14 protein-coding genes are annotated in these 18527 nt (G+C 64.3%); 7 read left to right on the top strand and 7 right to left on the bottom strand.

What is annotated here, in order from left to right; translation table 11 throughout:
- Positions 1 to 91 precede the first annotated feature (91 nt).
- A complete protein-coding gene (gene murJ, locus XH91_RS00155; protein ID WP_128948719.1) occupies positions 92 to 1624 on the bottom strand; it encodes a murein biosynthesis integral membrane protein MurJ in 1533 nt (510 codons plus the stop codon).
- A 124-nt stretch (positions 1625 to 1748) separates the two neighbouring features.
- On the opposite strand from murJ, the gene XH91_RS00150 reads away from it, so the two are divergent.
- Positions 1749 to 2750 (top strand): adenosine kinase, encoded by a 1002-nt coding sequence (locus tag XH91_RS00150; protein ID WP_128948718.1) that lies wholly within the window; start codon positions 1749 to 1751, stop codon positions 2748 to 2750.
- Positions 2751 to 2862: 112 nt separating this feature from the next.
- On the opposite strand, the gene XH91_RS00140 is transcribed toward XH91_RS00150, so the two are convergent.
- Together XH91_RS00140 and XH91_RS00135 are read right to left on the bottom strand one after the other, a co-directional pair.
- Complete coding sequence (locus XH91_RS00140; protein WP_128948716.1) at positions 2863 to 4569, bottom strand: AMP-binding protein; 1707 nt, start codon at positions 4567 to 4569, stop codon at positions 2863 to 2865.
- A gap of 110 nt (positions 4570 to 4679) precedes the next feature.
- The gene (locus XH91_RS00135; RefSeq protein ID WP_128948715.1) at positions 4680 to 5873 is read right to left on the bottom strand and encodes a serine hydrolase domain-containing protein; all 1194 of its coding nucleotides are present in this window, start codon (positions 5871 to 5873) and stop codon (positions 4680 to 4682) included.
- A gap of 340 nt (positions 5874 to 6213) precedes the next feature.
- Here XH91_RS00135 and XH91_RS00130 point away from each other — a divergent pair, with 340 nt between their 5' ends.
- Entirely contained in the window at positions 6214 to 6534 is a 321-nt protein-coding gene (locus XH91_RS00130) for a hypothetical protein (RefSeq protein ID WP_128948714.1), read from the top strand.
- A 171-nt stretch (positions 6535 to 6705) separates the two neighbouring features.
- Entirely contained in the window at positions 6706 to 8199 is a 1494-nt protein-coding gene (locus XH91_RS00125) for an NAD-dependent succinate-semialdehyde dehydrogenase (protein WP_128948713.1), read from the top strand.
- A 9-nt stretch (positions 8200 to 8208) separates the two neighbouring features.
- Here XH91_RS00125 and XH91_RS00120 read toward each other — a convergent pair whose 3' ends face one another.
- Positions 8209 to 9021 carry a helix-turn-helix transcriptional regulator gene (locus tag XH91_RS00120; RefSeq protein ID WP_128948712.1) on the bottom strand — a complete coding sequence of 271 codons (813 nt, stop codon included), beginning with the start codon at positions 9019 to 9021 and terminating at the stop codon, positions 8209 to 8211.
- 119 nt (positions 9022 to 9140) lie between these two features.
- Between XH91_RS00120 and XH91_RS00115 the strand changes: the two genes are divergently transcribed.
- Both XH91_RS00115 and XH91_RS00110 read left to right on the top strand, forming a co-directional pair.
- A complete protein-coding gene (locus XH91_RS00115; protein ID WP_128948711.1) occupies positions 9141 to 10022 on the top strand; it encodes an NAD(P)H-binding protein in 882 nt (293 codons plus the stop codon).
- 88 nt (positions 10023 to 10110) lie between these two features.
- Entirely contained in the window at positions 10111 to 10989 is an 879-nt protein-coding gene (locus tag XH91_RS00110) for an MBL fold metallo-hydrolase (protein WP_128954663.1), read from the top strand.
- Positions 10990 to 11000: 11 nt separating this feature from the next.
- Here the strand turns inward: XH91_RS00110 and XH91_RS00105 are convergent, their stop codons facing one another.
- The 3 genes from XH91_RS00105 to XH91_RS00095 all read right to left on the bottom strand — a co-directional run bounded on the left by XH91_RS00105 (position 11001) and on the right by XH91_RS00095 (position 15563).
- Positions 11001 to 13217: a SulP family inorganic anion transporter gene (locus XH91_RS00105; RefSeq protein WP_128954662.1), complete on the bottom strand. Its 2217-nt coding sequence runs from the start codon at positions 13215 to 13217 to the stop codon at positions 11001 to 11003.
- Between the two features lie 436 nt (positions 13218 to 13653).
- Positions 13654 to 14568, bottom strand: coding sequence for a phosphoribosylaminoimidazolesuccinocarboxamide synthase (locus tag XH91_RS00100; protein ID WP_128948710.1), 915 nt, complete (start codon positions 14566 to 14568; stop codon positions 13654 to 13656).
- Between the two features lie 77 nt (positions 14569 to 14645).
- On the bottom strand, positions 14646 to 15563 hold the full coding sequence (locus tag XH91_RS00095) for a pirin family protein (protein WP_128948709.1): 918 nt from the start codon (positions 15561 to 15563) through the stop codon (positions 14646 to 14648).
- Between the two features lie 324 nt (positions 15564 to 15887).
- On the opposite strand from XH91_RS00095, the gene XH91_RS00085 reads away from it, so the two are divergent.
- Entirely contained in the window at positions 15888 to 16949 is a 1062-nt protein-coding gene (locus tag XH91_RS00085; protein WP_128948707.1) for an AraC family transcriptional regulator, read from the top strand.
- A gap of 146 nt (positions 16950 to 17095) precedes the next feature.
- A complete protein-coding gene (locus XH91_RS00080) occupies positions 17096 to 18523 on the top strand; it encodes a serine hydrolase domain-containing protein (protein ID WP_128948706.1) in 1428 nt (475 codons plus the stop codon).
- The last annotated feature ends 4 nt before the right edge of the window (positions 18524 to 18527 follow it).

Below are 18527 nucleotides of genomic sequence, written 5' to 3'. Positions count from 1 at the left end.
TAATCTTCCTGGCACGCCTTCCCATAGGTGGTCGGCCGTCGTTTCCAACAGCGGGGCTGCCCCGTCAAGGGCAATTCGCAGCGTGGCCTGTTCAGCCGGGCCGCTTCAGGGCGGCGGCCGCCTCGCGCCAGGAGGCCGCGCCGAGGATTTGCAGGAGCACGCCGTAGACGGCGATCCCGGCGGCGATCTGCAGGCCAAGCACAATGAAGCGAATGAGGCCATGGGCCTCAGCCGGCATCAGACCCGTGGTCAGCCAGAGCAGGGCACCCATGGCGGCGGCAGCGAGCACGATCCGCGGCAGCCGCCTGCGGGCGGCGGCATCGACCGAGAAGCCGAATTCGCTGGTGCCTTTCCGGAGCAGCGAGACGGCGCTGCTCCAGGCGCCAGCCGCGATGCTCGCGGCGATCCCGCTTGCGCCGAAGAAATGTCCGAGCAGGACCGCAAGGCCGACCGCGACCACAAAGCCTTTGGCCGTAGCGAGCAGCGGCGTCATCGTGTCGCTACGGGCAAAGAAGGCTGGCGACAGCGCCTTGATCAGCACATGCGCCGGCAATCCCAATGCCAGCCACGTCAACGCGTGTGCCGTTGCGGCGCTGTCCTGCGCGCTGAAGGCGCCGTGCTCGAACAGCAGCCGCACGATCGGTCCTGCCAGAATGGCAAGGCCCAGCGTGGCTGGCAGCGCCAGCCCAGTCGCCAGTTCCAGCGCGCGCGATTCGGCGTGCGCCACCGCGACACGGTCGCCGCTGCCCACCGCGCGCGTCATTTCCGGCACCAGCACCGTGCCCATGGCGACGCCGACGATGCCGAGCGGCAGCTCGATCAGGCGGTTGGCGAAATACAGCCAGGACACCGCCGATGGTGTCGCGGAGGCGATGATGGCGCCCGCGACCATCAGCCATTGCGGGCCCGAGCTTGCGATCATGCCGGGAATGGCTTTGGCGAAGAAGCCGCGCATCTCCCTGTCGAAGCTTGCGCGCAACGGCGTCGCCAGGCGCGCGCTTCGCTGCGAGCCCAGCATCACCAGCTGCAGCAGGCCGGCAATGCCGACGGTCGCCGCCAGCATCCATGCGGAGAGAGCGGCATCGGCGTGCCACAGCAGCAGCGCGCCGATGGCGGCAATCAGCGCGATGTTGAACAGCAGCGGCGAGAACGCCGTGAGCGCAAAGCGCCCCTGCGCGTTCAATAGCCCCATCAACACCGTGACCGGACCGGCAAAGGCGAGATAGGGCAGCATCAGCCGCGCGTTCTGGACGGCGAGATCGAGCGTGGCGCTGCCGGCGAAGCCTGGTGCGATGATCATGATGATCAGCGGCATCGTCAGCGCAATGCCGATCGAAATCACGATCAGGGATGCGCTGACCGTGCCAAGCACGCGCCCGGCAAAGGCGGAGGCGGCCCGTTCGCCATCGCGCTCACGGACGCGCAGCCAGGCCGGGATCAGGGCGGCATTGAGTGCCCCTTCGCTGAGCAGCCGCCGCACCACGTTGACGAGCTGGAAAGCCGCCAGAAACGCATCCGCGACAGTGCCGGTGCCGAGCAGCGCCGCGATCAGGGAATCGCGGGCAAAGCCGAGCAGGCGCGAGGCCAGTGTTCCCGTGGAGACGGTCAGGAAGGAGCGGATCATGCTCTTTGATAATACCGTTGCTTGCCCGCAGCGGTCCCCTCGTGATAGGCCGCGAGCCAGATTTCAGGCTCACAGGAAGCGGATTTCCGCGGGTACCGCAATCCGGCAAACAGGATCAAGGTGAATGGCTGACGTGAAATATGACGTTCTCGGCATCGGCAATGCGCTGTTCGACGTGCTGGTCCGGACCGACGAGGCCTTTTTGGTCAAGCACGGCATGACCAAGGGCAGCATGTCGCTGATCGACGAGGCGCGGGCCGCGGCCATCTACGCCGACATGGGCCCGGCGACGGAAGTCTCGGGGGGATCTGCCGCCAACACCATCGTCGGCATCGGCAGCCTGGGCGCGCGCGCCGCCTATGTCGGCAAGGTCAAGGACGACCAGATCGGCAAGCTCTATGTCCACGACATCCGCGCCGCCGGCGTTGCCTTCAACACGCCACCCGCGAAGGACGGTCCCGCCACCGGCTGCTCCTACATCCTGGTCACCGGCGACGGCGAGCGCACCATGAACACCTATCTCGGCGCGGCGCAGGATCTGTCGCCTGCCGATATCGATCCGGCCGAGATCGCGGCAGCCAAGATCGTCTATCTCGAAGGCTATCTCTGGGATCCGCCGGGCGCCAAGGAAGCCTTCCTCAAGGCTTCCAAGATTGCCCACGAAGCCGGCCGCAAGGTGGCGCTGACGCTGTCGGATTCCTTCTGCGTCGGCCGCTATCGCGACGAGTTTCTGGGGCTGATGCGCAACGGCACCGCCGACATCGTGTTCGCCAACGAGTCCGAGCTGCACTCGCTCTACGAGACCTCCGATTTCGACACCGCGCTGAAGCTTCTGCGCAGCGACGTCAAGCTCGGCGTGGTCACTCGCAGCGAGAAGGGTTGCGTCGTGGTGACGCCGACGGATGCGGTTGCCGCACCGGCCTCGCCGATCACGCAGCTGGTCGACACCACCGGCGCCGGCGACCTCTTCGCGGCCGGCTTCCTCTACGGCCTCTCACGCGACCTCTCGCACAAGCAGTGCGGCGAGCTAGGCGCGCTTGCCGCCGCCGAGGTCATCCAGCACATCGGCGCGCGCCCCCAGGTGTCGCTGAAGGAGCTGGCCCAGCAGCGCGGGCTGACGGTTTAAGGACTCCGCTCTCTCCCCGTCATTGCGAGGAGCTCTTGCGACGAAGCAATCCAGACTGCCTCCGCGGAAGGATTCTGGATTGCTTCGCTGCGCTCGCAATGACGTCGTGGCCTCACGCCGTCTTCGCAGCCTTCAGCCCCAGCCGCTGCTCCACGGTGTCCCGCATCACGAATTTCTGGATCTTGCCGGTCACGGTCATCGGGAATTCGTCGACGAACTCGACGTAGCGCGGGATCTTGTTGTGGGCGATCTGGCCGTCGCAGAAGGCGCGGACCTCCTCTGCCGTGAGCGTCTCGCCTGATCTGACTCGGATCCAGGCGCAGAGCTCCTCGCCATAGCGGGTGTCGGCGACGCCGAAGATCTGCACGTCCTGGATCTTGGGATGGCGGTACAAGAATTCCTCGATCTCGCGCGGATAGAGGTTCTCGCCGCCGCGGATCACCAGATCCTTGATGCGGCCGACGATGTTGCAATAGCCCTCGTCGTCGATGGTGGCGAGATCGCCGGTGTGCATCCAGCCGGCGGCGTCGAGCACGTCGCCGGTCTTTTCCTTCTCCTCCCAATAGCCCAGCATGACGCTGTAGCCGCGGGTGCAGAGCTCGCCGCGTTCGCCGCGCTTGACGATCTTGCCTTCGAGATCGACGACCTTCACCTCGACATGCGGATGGATCCGCCCGACGGTGGAGACGCGCCGCTCCAGCGGGTCGTCCGTCGCACTCTGGAAGCTGACCGGGCTGGTCTCGGTCATGCCATAGGCGATGGTGACCTCGCGCATGTTCATCTCGGTGTTGACGCGCTTCATCACCTCGATCGGGCAGGGCGCGCCGGCCATGATGCCGGTGCGCAACGATTTCAGATTGAACGTCTTGAATTCTGGGTGATCGAGCTCGGCGATGAACATGGTCGGCACGCCGTACAGCGTCGTGCATTTCTCCTGCTCGATCGCGCGCAGTGTCGCCAGCGGATCGAAGCCCTCGCCGGGATAGACCATGGTCGCCCCCAGCGTGACGGAGGCGAGGTTGCCCATCACCATGCCGAAGCAATGGTAGAGCGGCACGGGAATGCAGATGCGATCCGCTTCCGTCAGGCGCATCGCGCGTCCCGTGAAATAGCCGTTATTGAGGATGTTGTGGTGCGTCAGCGTCACCCCCTTGGGTAAGCCGGTCGTGCCGCTGGTGAACTGGATGTTGACGGGATCGTCGAACTGCAGTGCCGCGCCGAGCGCGGCAAGCTGCTCGCGATGCTCCGCTTTGCCCATGCGCGCGACTTCCTCGAAGGGGATCGTGCCCGGCACCGAGGGACCGCCGATCTGGATCACGATCCGCAAGGCCGGCAGCCGCGCCGCGCGCAGCTGGCCGGGCCTCGCGCTCGAAAGCTCCGGCAGTAGCGTGTTGAGCATGTCCATGTATTGGCTGGTCTTGAACGCCGTCGCGGTGACGATCGCGGCGCAGCCGACTTTCTTCAGCGCGAACTCGAGCTCGCTGAGCCGATAGGCGGGATTGATCGTCACCAGGATCAGGCCGGCCTTGGCGGCGGCAAACTGGGTCAGCGTCCATTCCGGCCGGTTCAGCGACCAGATGCCGATCCGCTCACCGCGTTCGAGACCAAGCGCGAGAAAACCGGCAGCCAGCGCATCGACGCGCTCGGCGAATTCGGTCCAGCTCCATCGCACACCGTGGCTGGGCGAGACCAGCGCCTCGCTGGTACCCCAGCGCCGCACCGCGTGATCGAGGCTGCGGCCGATAGTGTCGCCGAGCAGCGGCGTATCCGAGATGCCGCATACATAGCTGTCGGCCTTGCCTGCAAGATCGTTCGCCAAGTTCGTCTCCTCAAAACCTGATCGCCTCGTGCCCGAAGCCGATGGCTTTCGAGCACGAGGTTATCCGTTGCAGCGAAGGCGCGCGACGCCGCGCGCCTCATACTAAGGAGTTACGCCGCCTTCTGCCCGCTGCCGGCATCGAGCCCGGCATAGACGCCGCGCTCGAATCCCGCGAAGGCCTGCAGGCATTTCGCATCCGCAAACGGCAACAGCTGCATGAGGATGACGCCCGTGACGTCGCGGGCCGGGTCGATCCAGTAGTAAGTGTTGGCGAGGCCCGCCCAGGCGAGGCTGCCGGCGCTCCGCCCCTCCGCGGTCTTGGCGGTGTTGATCATGAAGCTGAGGCCCCATTTCTTCGCCTGGTCCGGATAGAGATCGACGTCGTTGGTGTAAGGTGGCGCCGCGGTCGTCATCTTGGTCATGTTGAGATCGCCCATCTGGTTCTGCCCCATCATGGCGATCGTTTCTGGCCTGAGCACCTGGTTGCCGTTGCCGCGGCCCTTGTTGAGGATCATCTGGGTGAATTTGATGTAGTCGCCCGCGGTCGAGTAGAGGCCGCCGCCACCCATGTGGAATTCCGGATTCTGCTCGAGCTCGAACGGCATCGCGGCAAGCTGGCCGTCTTCGCCGCGGGCATGCATGCCGACGAGACGCTTGCGCATGTCGTCGCTGATCTTGAAGCCGGTGTCGCTCATGCCGAGTGGCGCAAACAGATTGTCGCGCAAGTAGGCGTCGAGCCGCTTGCCGCTGACGGCTTCCACCGCCTTGCCGACGAAGTCGATGTTGGTACCGTATTCCCAGCGCGTGCCGGGATCGGTCATCACGGGCGTCTTCAGTGCAGCGTTCTGGCAGGTGATGATCCCCGGCGTGCCTGTTTTCTCCATGTAGCGCCCGAATTCGCCGTTCCACATGTCGTAGCAGAAGCCGGCAGTGTGGGTCATGAGTTGACGCAGCGTGATCGCGCCCTTCGCGGGCCGTAGTTTCGGCTCGCCCTTGGCGTCGAAGCCTTCCAGCACTTGCGGATTGGCGAGGTCGGGCAGCACGCCGCCGATCGGTGCATCGAGCGACAGCTTGCCCTGCTCGACCAGTTGCATCGCGCCCGCTGCAGTCACCGCCTTCGTCATCGAGGCGATCCAGAACACGCTGTCGGTGGTCATCGCATCGGGCTTGGACAGATCGCGCTTGCCGAACGCGCCCTGATACAGAATGTCGCCGCCGCTGGCGGCGATCGCAACAACGCCGGGAATCTCCTTGGCATCGCTGGTCTTGCGCAGAATCTCGTCGATCTGGGCTTTGCTTTGCATCAGCGTTTCCTCCGGTTTGATTATTGTTGGAAGTGTTCGGATTGTCCTCCCGCAAGTCGTGTGCGGCAAGCGTGGCGATATGCACCCTCCGGTCGCGATGTCGTGACTTGACGCTCTGCGCTCCGCGCGGGACGACTGATCTGCAACACTTCTTCACAATCTGCGGTGGATGGCCGCATCCGATCGTGACCTTGGATAGGCTCCGGCGATATGTTTTCCGGTGTTTGAAACACTTGAAACATTTTGTGCGTTGCGGCGTTCAGCTTGTGGCCCGGTCGGCGGCCGACGTTAGAACTTGATGCAATTTGGCGGCCTCCATCGGTCGCGAGGGGACTTAAAGATGATTTCGACCTGGAGCGAATGGAAGCGCTATCCCCGTCCCGGACGGGGCGACAATCTGGAAGCGCCGATCTCGCCCGGCATTTACGAGGTGCGGATCGCCGGATCAGGCGCGCTCTATTCGTTCGGCGCGGTCGACAATCTGGCGCAGGCACTGGCGCTGCTGCCGGTCGGCTCAAAATCCTGGTTCGGCCGCCGCGATACCTCCGATGCACCCGATCTCGAATACCGGACCTGCGCGACCTCCTCGAAGGCCAGCGCCAAGGCCGCGGCTGAACGCATGATCGGCCGCCGCGAGACCTATATGAGCGGCGCGGCCTGATCATCTCCACAAGGTTGGGTGCTATACCTCTCCCATAGGGAGAGGTGAAGGACTGCGCTCCCGACTTTAACTCCCGGCAGATGTGCGTTGCGGGACGGTGCATTGGGCACCTGATGTCCCTATATTGCGGCCGATCCGATCGCCCCGAATGATCGCCCGAGGAGCAACGCCATGACCCCGACCGCCGCAGCACGCGCCCAGCAATCCACCGCCAACCTGCGCGACCGATTGAAGGACCCGTCGCTGCTGAAGGAGGCCTGCTACATCGACGGCGCCTGGGTCGGCACGCCGGTGTTTGCCGTGAACAATCCCGCGACCGGTGTCGAGATCGCAAAAGTCCCGCAGCTTGGCGCCGACGATACCACCAAGGCCGTCGAAGCCGCCCAGCGCGCGTTTCCGGCCTGGGCCAAGCACACTGCCAAGCAGCGCTCCAACATTTTGCGCAAATGGTTCGAGCTGATCATCGCCAACCGCGAGGACCTCGCGTTGATCCTGACCTCCGAGCAGGGCAAGCCGCTGTCGGAAGCGCTCGGCGAGGTCGATATCGGCGCCGCCTATATCGAGTTCTTCGCGGAGGAAGCCCGCCGCGTCTATGGCGAGACCATCCCGACGCAGCGGCCCGATGCGCGGCTGCTCGCGATCAAGCAGCCGATCGGCGTTTGCGGGGCCATCACGCCGTGGAACTTCCCGAACTCGATGATCACCCGAAAAGTCTCGCCGGCACTGGCCGCAGGCTGCACCGTGGTGCTCAAGCCCGCCAACGAGACGCCGCTGTCGGCACTGGCGCTCGCAGTGCTCGCCGAAAAGGCCGGCATCCCCAAGGGCGTGCTCAACATCATCACCGGTGATGCGCCCCCGATCGGCAAGGTGCTGTGCGAGCATCCGGCGGTACGCTTCGTGGGCTTCACCGGCTCGACCGCGGTCGGCAAGATCCTCTACCAGCAAGCCTCCGTCGGCGTGAAGCGGCTCGGCCTCGAGCTTGGCGGTAACGCGCCGTTCGTGGTGTTCGACGACGCCGATATCGATGCGGCGGTCGAAGGCGCGATCGTCTCGAAATACCGCAACATGGGCCAGACCTGCGTCTGCGCCAACCGCCTCTACGCACAGGACAAGATCTACGACGAGTTCGTCAAGAAGCTGTCGGCCAAGGTCGCGGCGATGAAGATCGGCGACGGCACCGAAAGCGGCGTAACGCAGGGCCCGCTCATCAACATGAAGGCGGTCGACAAGGTCGAGCGTCACATCGCCGATGCCGTCAAGCGTGGCGCCAAGGTGGTGACCGGCGGCAAGCGCAGCGAGCTCGGCCGTTCCTTCTTCGAGCCGACCGTGCTCGCCGATGTGAAGCCGGACTCGCTGGTTTCGCAGGAGGAAACTTTCGGCCCGCTCGCGCCTGTCATCCGCTTCAAGGACGAGGCCGACGTCATCGCGATGTGCAATGCCTCGCCGTTCGGCCTCGCCTCCTATTTCTATTCCCGCGATATCGGCCGCGTCTGGCGCGTCGCCGAGGCGCTGGAGTCGGGCATGGTCGGCGTCAACACCGGCCTCATCACGACTGAGGTCGCACCGTTCGGCGGCGTCAAGGAAAGCGGCCTGGGCCGTGAAGGCTCGCGTCACGGCATGGAAGAATATGTCGAGATCAAATACGTGATGATGGCGGGGGTGTGAGGACCCCTATCAGTTCCTGCTTCGACGCAGCTCACCGGGACTGCGGCCGAATTCGCGGCGCATCCATTTGGCGAGGTGTGACTGATGCGAAAAGCCTGCCTCCAGGGCGATGTCGCTGAGCTTGCGATCGCCCTGGAGAAGCAGCTGGCGTGCGTGCTCCAGCCGTCGCTGCAGGACGTAGCGGTGCACGGTGACCCCCATGGCCGCCTTGAACCACGTCCTCAAGTGCGAGCTGCTGACGCCGGCCTCGCGGCAGAGAATGTCGACAGTGAGTGGCTGGTCCAGATTGTCATCGACATAGGCTGCGATCCTCTGGAGTTGCGCGTCGGAGAGGCGCGTGATGTCACGCGGCGCATCATCCGTAAGCCCAAGCAGCTCGACCGCCAGGGCCATTCCGACAGCCTCGGCGAATAGCGGGCCGCTCGGCGAGCCCGCCTTGACGTCGCTCTCGAGCGCCTGTCCCAGTAGGACGATGCGGTCATTGCGCAGCATGTGATGGGTACCGAGCCGGACTGACGTCAATCGTCCTGCCTTCGACGCCGCATGCGCGAGCATCCCGGGCGCGAGCCGGATCTGGAGCGACCGATAGGGCGTCTCTGCGATGAAGCCTGAAGCCGTACCCGACGGGATCAGGTCGATATCGCCGGCGCGACGCAAATACTTTTCTCCAGTCGCGAGGCAACGGGAGCGCGTGGTGGCTGTGAGATGGATGATGATCCGGTGATCGCCGATTGGCTCGAGGGCATCGGGATCGGACTCCGTCCGCGTGGCTGCGGCGATGCTGCCGACCGATGATGACGCCGAACGCGATATCGCACGCATGACCGGGCTCCAGAGTGGCTTGGCGGAACGTGTTCGATATTTGGCGCATCATGCGCGATTTTCAACGGCCCGGGCGTCAAACAGCTCACCTGTCGTTTTCCTGACGATGAGGGGACAGAGTGAGCCATTACGTTGTCGTTGGAGCCGGTCCGGTTGGCCGCGAAACCGCTCGCCTTCTGGCAGAGCAAGGACACAGCGTCATCCTCACCAGCAGAAATGCCGGGTCGATCGATGTCGGGCCCGTGCGGACCGTTTCATCGGATGCCACAGACGCCGCGCAGCTGGCCGGATTCACCAAAGGCGCGGATGCGATCTTCATGTGCGCCATGGCGGCCTATCATCGATGGCCAACCGATTTCTTCCCCATCATGGACGGAACGGTCAAGGCGGCCGAGCAGGTCGGCGCGAAGCTGATCGTGGCTGGAAATGTCTACGGTTACGGCGCGGGGGCTGTCAGCCCTCTCACGCCCGAACTGGAGCCGGACCCGACCAGCCGAAAGGGCACGACCCGCCACATCATGTGGCAGCGCGCCTTGCGGTCGAATGTTCCTGCGATCGAGGTCCGCGCAAGCGATTATCTGGGCAAAGGCGCGGTCACGTATTTCTCGTTGCTGGCGCTGCCGTCGCTACTCAAGAACGAACCGGTATCTTTCCTTGGCGACCTTGATGCGCCGCACGCTTGGTCCTTCACCGGGGATACGGCGCGCACGCTGGTCGCTGCGTCGCGCTACACTGGAGAATGGGGGCGCGCCTTTCACGTGCCGTCGCAGTCCGTCTCGGTGCGCGAACTGGTGCAAAAATTCGCGGACGCGCTGAAGATCGACGCTCCGAACTTGCGTCGCCTTACCTCGGCCGATCTCGAAAGCAGCGGCTTCGGTGAGGCCGTCGAGATGTCTTACCTGTTCGAAAAGCCGCTTCTGCTTGACGCCGACGATACGGAGAAACGGTTGGGCGTCACCGCAAGCAGCCTGGACATGATGGTGCGCGACACGTTGTCGTAGCTGGTCGGCATCGCCAAAATCGAATGAGCAGATCGGGAAGATCGTCGTCGTGCGTCTGAAACGCGCGGCGCAATCAAGGGGTGATGGAATGACGAATTCGAACAACTGGCAAGCTCCCGGCCTGAACCGGCGAAAAGTCGGCGACTACATAGTCACCGCGATCGTCGACGGCATCGTCGCCGCGCCGTTCGATCTTCTGGCCGGAATAGGGCCTGACGAAGCGATGAGCATGACGGTGGCAGCGGGACGTCCTTCGTCATCCGCGATGACCGTCAGCATCTATCTGATCGAGGGCAAAGGCCGCACCATCCTGGTCGACGGTGGAGGAGGTGGCATCAACGGGTGGGGAGGGCGGCTGCACGGGGCGCTTGCTGCGGCGAACGTGAACCCGCTCGCGATCGACCAGATCCTGCTGACCCACGCCCATCCGGATCATATCGGCGGTCTCGTCGGAGTCTTGCCGTCCGCGCCCCTGTTTCCGAACGCCGAGCTCGTCATGCACGAAGCCGAGTTTGCCTTTTGGAGCGATGACGCGAACCTCAATCGGTCACCGGATGCGATGAAGCCGTTCTTTCAAGCCGCGCGTGCCGTGTTCAAGGCCTACGGCGTGCGCCGGCGGACGGTCAGCGCGGGACAAGTCGCGCCCGGCATCGTGATCGAACATCTCCCCGGCCACACGCCCGGACATAGCGGCTATAGGATCGACGCTGGCGGTGTGTCCCTGCTCATCTGGGGCGATATCGTTCACTACCCGGATATACAGGTGCCGAGACCCGACGTGACGATCGCGTTCGACGTGGATCAGGCCGCAGCCAGCGCAACCCGGAAGAAAGTGCTGGAGAGGGTGTCCGCGACCGGAGAGCTCGTCGCTGGAATGCACCTGAACTTCCCGGGTTTCGCGCGATTGTCGAAGACAGGACAATCGTTCGAGATCCGGCATGAACCCTGGTCTGCGGAGCTCATCTGACGCGGCTGGCGCTACCGCCGCAGCACCGCAATCGTCCGGTTCGCGAATGTCAGGCGCTCGGCCATGACCGACACGAAATAAGTCAGCAGCTTGTGGCTAAGCGCGGGGTCTTGTTCCTTGATCTCGTCGAACTGGAGCGTGTTCAGAACGTAGAGCACGCTGTCGACTTCCGCCTGGATCGTCGCGCTGCGTGGCGTGTGTGACACCAGGCCCATCTCGCCGATCGTGGTATAGCGCCCGAGGCTGCGCACGCGCGTGGTGCGGTCGTCGTCGGCGGGGATCATGATGCCGACGCGCCCGTCGAGGATGAAGTGCATGGAATCCGCGGGATTGCCGGCTTGCACGATGATTTCGCCGGCCTCGACCTCGATGCGCTGGCAGCGGCGGATCAGCTCGTCTGCATCATCCTCGCTGCCGAGAATGCCGGCGAACCAGTCGCGCAAGGAAGCTTCTTCCCGCGCCAGGCCCTGATGCTGCGCGATGATTTCGTTCTCGCACCATTCCAGCGCACGATCGAGCTCTGGAATGATGGTGACGCCGTCGCCGATGAAATCGCTGGAGCGCAGCACCTTCTCGGCCGCGGCCGACAGGTGCACCAGGATCAGCTCGACGCCGAGATCGGCCGCGCTGCGCTTGATCTGGGCGAAGCTGTAGGCGGCCGAGGAATCGACGCCGGTGACGAGCTTGAAATCGAACAGCAGATAGCGACACTCCGGGCGTTCGTGCAGCAGCAGCTTGACGTGCTGGTAGAGCCGGTTGGCGGAGCCGAAGAACAGATAGCTCTGCAGGTTGAGACCCTGGATCTTGCCGCCATGGGCCAGCAGCACCTCCTGGTCGTCGCGCGAGCGGTCGAGCGAGGAGCGGTATTCCGAGCCGTCAAAACTGTACTTGATCGATTCCACCCGCGCCGCGCTGAACGCAAAGGTCGCACAGCCGATGATCACGCCGATCAGGATGCCGGGCACGAAGCCCCAGGCGACGATGATTGCGATGATGGCGATCAGCGACAGATATTCGAGCCTGGACAGCCGCTTGCGCGATTCGATGATCCATTTGTGCAGCTGGTCGGCGCCGAGATAGAGCAGGAGGCCGCCGAGCACGAATTTCGGCATGAAGCCGAGTAACTCCGGCGCGACCGCGAGCATCAGCAGCGAGATGGCGGCGGCCGTGAGGCCGGACAGGCGTCCGCGGCCGCCGCTCGAGAAATTGAGGATCGAGCGGCTGACCGAGATGCAGCCGGCATAGCCGCCGAGTGCGCCGGTCAACATGTTGGCGGCGCCGGTCGTGTTCAGCTCGCGTTCCAGATTGGCCTCGCGATGTACCGCGACCTCGATGCCGGTGGTGTTGAACAGCGTGCTGGAGGCGGTGACGAAGATGACGGCGACGAGGTTGCCGAGCAGGTCGGGCACCGCGAACCAGGGATAGTGGATGAAGCCGTCCATGTGCCAGGGCACCATGAAGGCCGCCGCCGGCGGCGGCTGGAACGTCCAGCCCAAGGCGCGGGCCTCATCGAGCGAGACGCCTGTGACCCAGAATGCCAGATGCGCCGTCAGCATGCCGCCGATGAGGATGATCGGCAAACCGAACGGGCTGCGCGAGCGGTGCCAGGTCAGATACAGCACCATCGCCATCGCGCAGGCCGCGCCGAGCTCCGACAAAGTGACGCCGTTGATGAAGCGCAGCAGCGTCGCAAATTGCACGGGTTGACCGGTGATCACCCGGATCGCACCCATCACGATCAGGAGCCCCGTGGCGCCGAGGAAGCCGCCGACCACGGGATAGGGCACGTAGCGGATGGCGCGGCCCATCCGCGTCAGGCCCAGCCCGCACAGCACGATTCCGGTCAGCACGGTCGACAGACCGAGCGTGATCAGGACCGGCGAGAGCAGGGGCGCCGCCGCGTTGGCCGCTTCGATGCGCTCGACCAGCGAGGCCGCCAGGATGCCGGTGACGGCCGCGGTCGAGCTGTCGGGGGCGGCGATCGCGAAGGGCAGCGAGCTGCCGAGCCCGATCACGAGTGCGAGCACGGCCGAACTGACGAAGGTCGCAGCGATGCCGTAGGAGAGATACGGCGAAAGCGGGCCGGCAAAGATCAGCAGCGAATAGGACAGGCCAAACGTCACGGTGAGGACGCTCGCCGCGCCTCCTCCCAGCATATCATTCAGTGCACGCTTGACGGACGGGCTGAGCCCCGCGACCGGACCAAAGCCAATTGCCGGATCTGTCACGTCCTGAAACTCGCTCATGAAAATTCCCGCCCGGAGAGGTAGACGAGTGCGAGCCTAGCGCAACGGGATTCTTGCAAATATGAAGTATCCGACAGTTCTGCCGGGGCCTGCGTGTGAACGGTCAATCATATGTTTGAGGGGAAAGCCGAAAATGCCGCGCTGGCGGCGTTGTGACAGAAGGCCGTTCCACCCACCGCTGTCATTCCCGGCGAAAGCCGGGAATCCAGTACGCCGCGGCTTCCCGGCTCAATCACATCCGTCTCTGGAATACTGGATCGCCCGGTCGAGCCGGGCGATGGCAGTTGGGGGTGCAGCACCGGCCTCTCCACGTCATTGCGAGCGGGGCGAAGCAATCCAGGCTGTCTCCGTGGAGGGACTCTGGATTGCTTCGTCGCAAGAGCTCCTCGCAATGACGGAGTTCGCAGAAGCGGCCGGGCTAGATCTTGAGTTCGCGACCCGTCACCCGCCGATACGCCTCCAAATATCGCTTGCTGGTTGCGTCCACCACGCTGGCGGGAAGTGGCGGCGGCGGGGCGTCGCCGTTCCAGCGGCCGGCGCGGCGTTCGGCGTCGAGATAATCGCGCAAGGGCTGCTTGTCGAAACTCGCCTGCGACTGGCCGGGCCTGTAGGTATCGACCGCCCAGAAGCGCGATGAGTCCGGGGTCATGACTTCGTCGATCAGGATGATGCGCCCGTTCTTGTCGCGACCGAACTCGAATTTTGTATCTGCGATGATGATGCCCTGCTCGCGCGCCAGCTCCTCGCCGAGCGTGTAGATCGCGCGTGTCATGCTCTCGAGGGTGTAGGCGACGTCGTCGCCGACGACTGATCGCATCTTCGCGATGGTGATGTTTTCGTCATGGCCGGTCTCGGCCTTGGTCGCCGGGCTGAAGATCGACGGTTCGAGCTTCTCGCTTTCGACGAGGCCGGGCTTGAGCTTCTCCCCCGCCAGCGTGCCGCTCGCCGCATATTCCTTCCAGGCCGAGCCCGAGAGGTAACCGCGGATCACGCATTCGATCGGAAACACGGTGGTGCGGCGGGACAGCATGGCCCGGCCGAGAAGCTCGCCACGATGCGGCTTCAACGCCGGGACGGCCGCGATGATCTCGTCGGTGTCGGCGCTGATCATGTGATGCGGCACGATGCCTTCGAGCTTGTTGAACCAGTACGCGCTGATCTGGGTCAGCACTGCGCCCTTCATCGGAATGGTCTCGCCCATCACGACGTCGAAGGCGCTGATGCGGTCGGTGGTGAGGAGCAGCAGGCGGTCGTCGTCGACGGCGTAGATATCGCGCACCTTGCCGCGGCCGATCTTGGTCAGGGGCAGGTCGCTGGAGAGCATGGTGGTCATCGCAAGGCTTTCGTGGATTTGGCCTTCAGGAAATAAGTCCGGCTGCGCCTGGTGGCACGGCCGGACACCGGATTAGCCTATTCCGGCAGCGGAATGAACTCATGTTCCTGCGGAACAGCGGCGAAGCGGCCGGTTTTCCAGTCCTGCTTGGCCTGCTCGATCCGCTCCTTGCTGGAGGAGACGAAATTCCACCAGATGTGGCGCGGGCCTTCCAGGGCATCGCCGCCGAGAAACATCATCCGCGTCGCCTTGAGCGCCTTCACGGTGATGCGGTCGCCGGGACGGAAGATCAGCAGCCGCGGACCTTCGTAGCGCTCATTGGCGATCTCGACCTCGCCGTCGACCACATAGATCGCGCGCTCCTCATGATCAGGGTCGAGCGGTATGGTCGCGCCCGCAACGGCGGTGACCTCGGTGTAGAACCAGGGCGAGACCATTTTCACCGGCGAGGTGATGCCGAAGGCGGATCCCGCGATCACCCGCGCGGTAAAATCGCGTTCGGAGATCATCGGCAGATCGCCCGCCGCATAATGCTGGAACGAGGGATCGATCTCTTCGGAGCCTTCAGGCAGCGCGATCCAGCTTTGCAGGCCCAGCATCTTCTGGCCCGAGGCGCGCTGCGCATCCGGCGTGCGCTCGGAATGGGCGATGCCGCGCCCCGCGGTCATCAAGTTCATCGCACCCGGTGCGATCTCCTGCACGTTGCCCTCGCTGTCGCGATGCATGATGGAGCCGTCGAACAGATAGGTGACGGTGGCAAGGCCGATATGCGGATGCGGCCGCACGTCCATGCCCTTGCCGGAGACGAACTGCACCGGGCCGAAATGATCGAAGAAGATGAAGGGTCCGACCATCTGCCGCTTGCCATGCGGCAGCGCCCGCCGCACCTCGAACCCGTCACCGAGATCGCGGGTGCGCGGCACGATGACGAGATCGAGCGCATCGCAGGACATGGGATCGCCGAGCACGGGATCGTTAGAGGGTTGCCAGCTCATGGTGGACTCCTGTTTCTTGTTGCTATGATCGTAGCAGAATTTCGTATAGTCGTCGCGACAAAGGGGCAAACGTCGCGGCGCAATGGTCACATACACTACTCTCATGCCCGGCTTGACCGGGGCATCCAGTACGCCGCGGCCTCTCGATTCAATCACTGCTGTCTCAGAGTACTGGATCGCCCGGTCCTAGTGCGCAATTGCGCACTGGCCGGGCGATGACGGCGGTGGATGCCGCTCCAGCAGTGGCGCGGGGATGGTCCTTGAAAAAAGTCGCCCAACAAACGATGTTCGGCCGACCGTAACCGCGATCGACCGTATCAATCGATGACCCTCGCCGCTCTCGACCTCGCCTTTCGCGCCGCCAGCGTCGCGCTGCTGCTGATGCTGGCAGTGTCGCTGTTACATGATTATCGCAATGTGCTGGCTGGCCGTCTTGGTGCGGCCTTCGTGCTGGGCTCGGTCGCGCATGCAGTAAGCTATTCGCTGGATGTCACGTCGCGGGTTCCGCTCTGGCATGCACCGCTGATCGCGTTGTCGACCGGCACCATCGTGATGTTCTGGCTGTTCACGCGCGCCCTGTTCGACGACGAGTTTCGTTTGCGCTGGTGGCACGGTTTGATCTGGGCGCTGGTGACGGCCTACAGCTTCGCGGGCTGCGTCTGGATTGCACCCAGCGGCCATGTGCGATTCTCGGTGACGATGGTTAATCTGATCGTGCTCGGTTTCATCGCGCTCGCGGTCGGGCAGATGGTCGCCTCCTGGCCGGCCGATCTGGTCGAGCGCCGCCGCCATGTTCGCTTCTTCATTGTCTGCGCGATCGCGCTCTATGGCGGGCTGAACGCGGTGCTCCAGATTGCCGCCGCCGGCGACCACGTCGGCGCTGTCGCCGAAACCATCAATACCGGCGCGCTGACCTGCACGGTCGCTGCGATCGTCTATGCCATGATGCGCGTTGACGGGGCGGATCTGTTTCGGGCCGCAGTGGAGCCCGCGCCGCCTGTTATTTTCAGTCAGCCTGCGGCCGATGACGCCGCCGATCAAAAGCTCATCGACGCCCTGATGCGGCTGATGGCGGACGAGCGGATCTATCGTCAGGAAAACATCACCATCGGCGTGCTGGCAGGCCGGCTGAAGATCCCCGAATACCGGCTGCGGCGGCTGATCAACCAGCGGCTCGGCTATCGCAATTTCAATGTGTTCCTCAACAACCACCGGATCGAGGAAGCCAAGGCCGCGCTGGCCGATCCCACCCAGGCCGAGGTTCCCGTCATCACCATCGCGATGGACGCCGGCTTCCAGTCGCTCGGTCCGTTCAACCGCGCCTTCAAGGCGGTGACCGGGGTGACGCCGACGGAATACCGCCGCCTCAAGGCCGATGCGGCTTAGATTTTTATATCTTTGAAATCACATAATAATTTCGAAATCGACCAGCCCCCGATCAGTTTCGACGAGGTCATTTTCCAAATCCGGCGAGCACACTTCGCTCACCTCCGGCTTCATCCCCGCATTCGCCCCATAGCCGGAGAAAGCCCGTGACCCGCCGCCGCAAGATCCTCCTCCTCACCACTGCCATTGCCTGTGCCGGCCTCGCGCTCGGCGCGGCGCGGGCCCGTGACGTACCCAAGGTTGCCACCGGCTTCATCGCCCATACGCTCTGTTCCGAGATCTTCGTCTCCGGCCTCGATCCCCAGCGCGACCTCGCTGAAACCACCGACGCGATGCCGGGCGCGCGTCTTTTGACCTGGGCGATGGATTTCCAGGTCGATCGCACGCGCAAGGATGTCACGGTGTCCCTGTTCGGGATTGGCCGCAGCCATGCCGTCTATCGCGCGGGACTTGGTTGCACGCTCGAGCACGGCCAGGGGATCGCCGAGGTCGCGTTGCCGCCTGACGACAAGCAGCCCACCTTGCTCCCCGAGATCGCCGGCCCCGGTATCGTGGCCCCGCAAAGCGAGGGCCTGGCTGCCGCGCTCGACCGCGCCTTCACCGAACCTGCGCAGCCGCCTTATCGCCACACCCGTGCGATCGTGGTCATGAAGGACGGCCGCATCATTGCCGAGCGCTACGCCGACGGCATCGGGCCGGAGACACAGCTGTTCGGCTTCTCCATGACCAAGTCGGTGATTTCAGCGCTGACGGGCATTCTCGTGCGCCAGGGCAAGTTGAAGCTCGACGGCCCCGCGCCTGTCGCCGCCTGGCAAAATCCCGAGGATCCGCGACATGCGATCACCGTCGACCAGTTGCTGCGTCACACCGCCGGCATTGCGCTCGGAAGCTCGTTGGAGGCCTCGCTGGGCTCCGCGCTCGAACCGGTCAACACCATGAAATACGCCACGGACGATATGGCGAGCTTTGCCGAGCGCGCGCCGCTTGCGACGGCACCAGGCACGGCGTGGAACTATCACGACGGCAACTTCGTCATTCTTGCGCATCTGCTGCGTCAGGCCGCTGGCGGCAAGCCCGCCGATGCGCTTGCCTTCGCGCGCCGCGAATTGTTTGCGCCGCTCGGCATGCGCCACGTCACGCTTCAGCTCGATGCTTCGGGCACGATCGAGGGCTCCGGCTCGATGCAGGCCTCCGCGCGCGACTGGGCGCGCTTCGGTCAGCTTTATCTCAACGACGGCATCGCCGGCGGCAAACGCATCCTGCCGGAGGGCTGGGTGAACTACTCGGCGTCTGCCACGCCGCATGGCTGGGTCGGCATCGGCGCCGGCTTCTGGACCAACCAGGGCAACAGTTTCGGCGCAAGATTTCGCGTCGACCACGGCTGGCCGCGCGATGCCTTCTTCGCCAAGGGCACGATCGGGCAGTACACGATCATCATTCCATCGGAACGACTGGTGATCGTGCGAATGGGCCGCTCGCAGAACTGGCCGCCGGAAGTCGACGGCGTATTCGATCTCGTGCGCGACGTCGTGGCGACGACGCGCGAGAAGGGCAAGATGGCGGGGGTGAATTAGACGG

It is taken from the genome of Bradyrhizobium guangzhouense (genome assembly GCF_004114955.1).
Taxonomy (GTDB): domain Bacteria; phylum Pseudomonadota; class Alphaproteobacteria; order Rhizobiales; family Xanthobacteraceae; genus Bradyrhizobium; species Bradyrhizobium guangzhouense.
The sequence above is the reverse complement of the archived record's forward strand: the minus strand, read 5'-3'. Positions and strand labels throughout refer to the sequence as shown.

Coding starts and splice junctions, on each gene's coding strand:
- XH91_RS00125 (WP_128948713.1), top strand. CDS start 6,706: ATGACCCCGACCGCCGCAGCACGCGCCCAGCAATCCACCGCCAACCTG.
- XH91_RS00120 (WP_128948712.1), bottom strand. CDS start 9,021: ATGCGTGCGATATCGCGTTCGGCGTCATCATCGGTCGGCAGCATCGCC.
- murJ (WP_128948719.1), bottom strand. CDS start 1,624: ATGATCCGCTCCTTCCTGACCGTCTCCACGGGAACACTGGCCTCGCGC.
- XH91_RS00095 (WP_128948709.1), bottom strand. CDS start 15,563: ATGAGCTGGCAACCCTCTAACGATCCCGTGCTCGGCGATCCCATGTCC.
- XH91_RS00100 (WP_128948710.1), bottom strand. CDS start 14,568: ATGACCACCATGCTCTCCAGCGACCTGCCCCTGACCAAGATCGGCCGC.
- XH91_RS00135 (WP_128948715.1), bottom strand. CDS start 5,873: ATGCAAAGCAAAGCCCAGATCGACGAGATTCTGCGCAAGACCAGCGAT.
- XH91_RS00110 (WP_128954663.1), top strand. CDS start 10,111: ATGACGAATTCGAACAACTGGCAAGCTCCCGGCCTGAACCGGCGAAAA.
- XH91_RS00150 (WP_128948718.1), top strand. CDS start 1,749: ATGGCTGACGTGAAATATGACGTTCTCGGCATCGGCAATGCGCTGTTC.
- XH91_RS00085 (WP_128948707.1), top strand. CDS start 15,888: ATGACCCTCGCCGCTCTCGACCTCGCCTTTCGCGCCGCCAGCGTCGCG.
- XH91_RS00130 (WP_128948714.1), top strand. CDS start 6,214: ATGATTTCGACCTGGAGCGAATGGAAGCGCTATCCCCGTCCCGGACGG.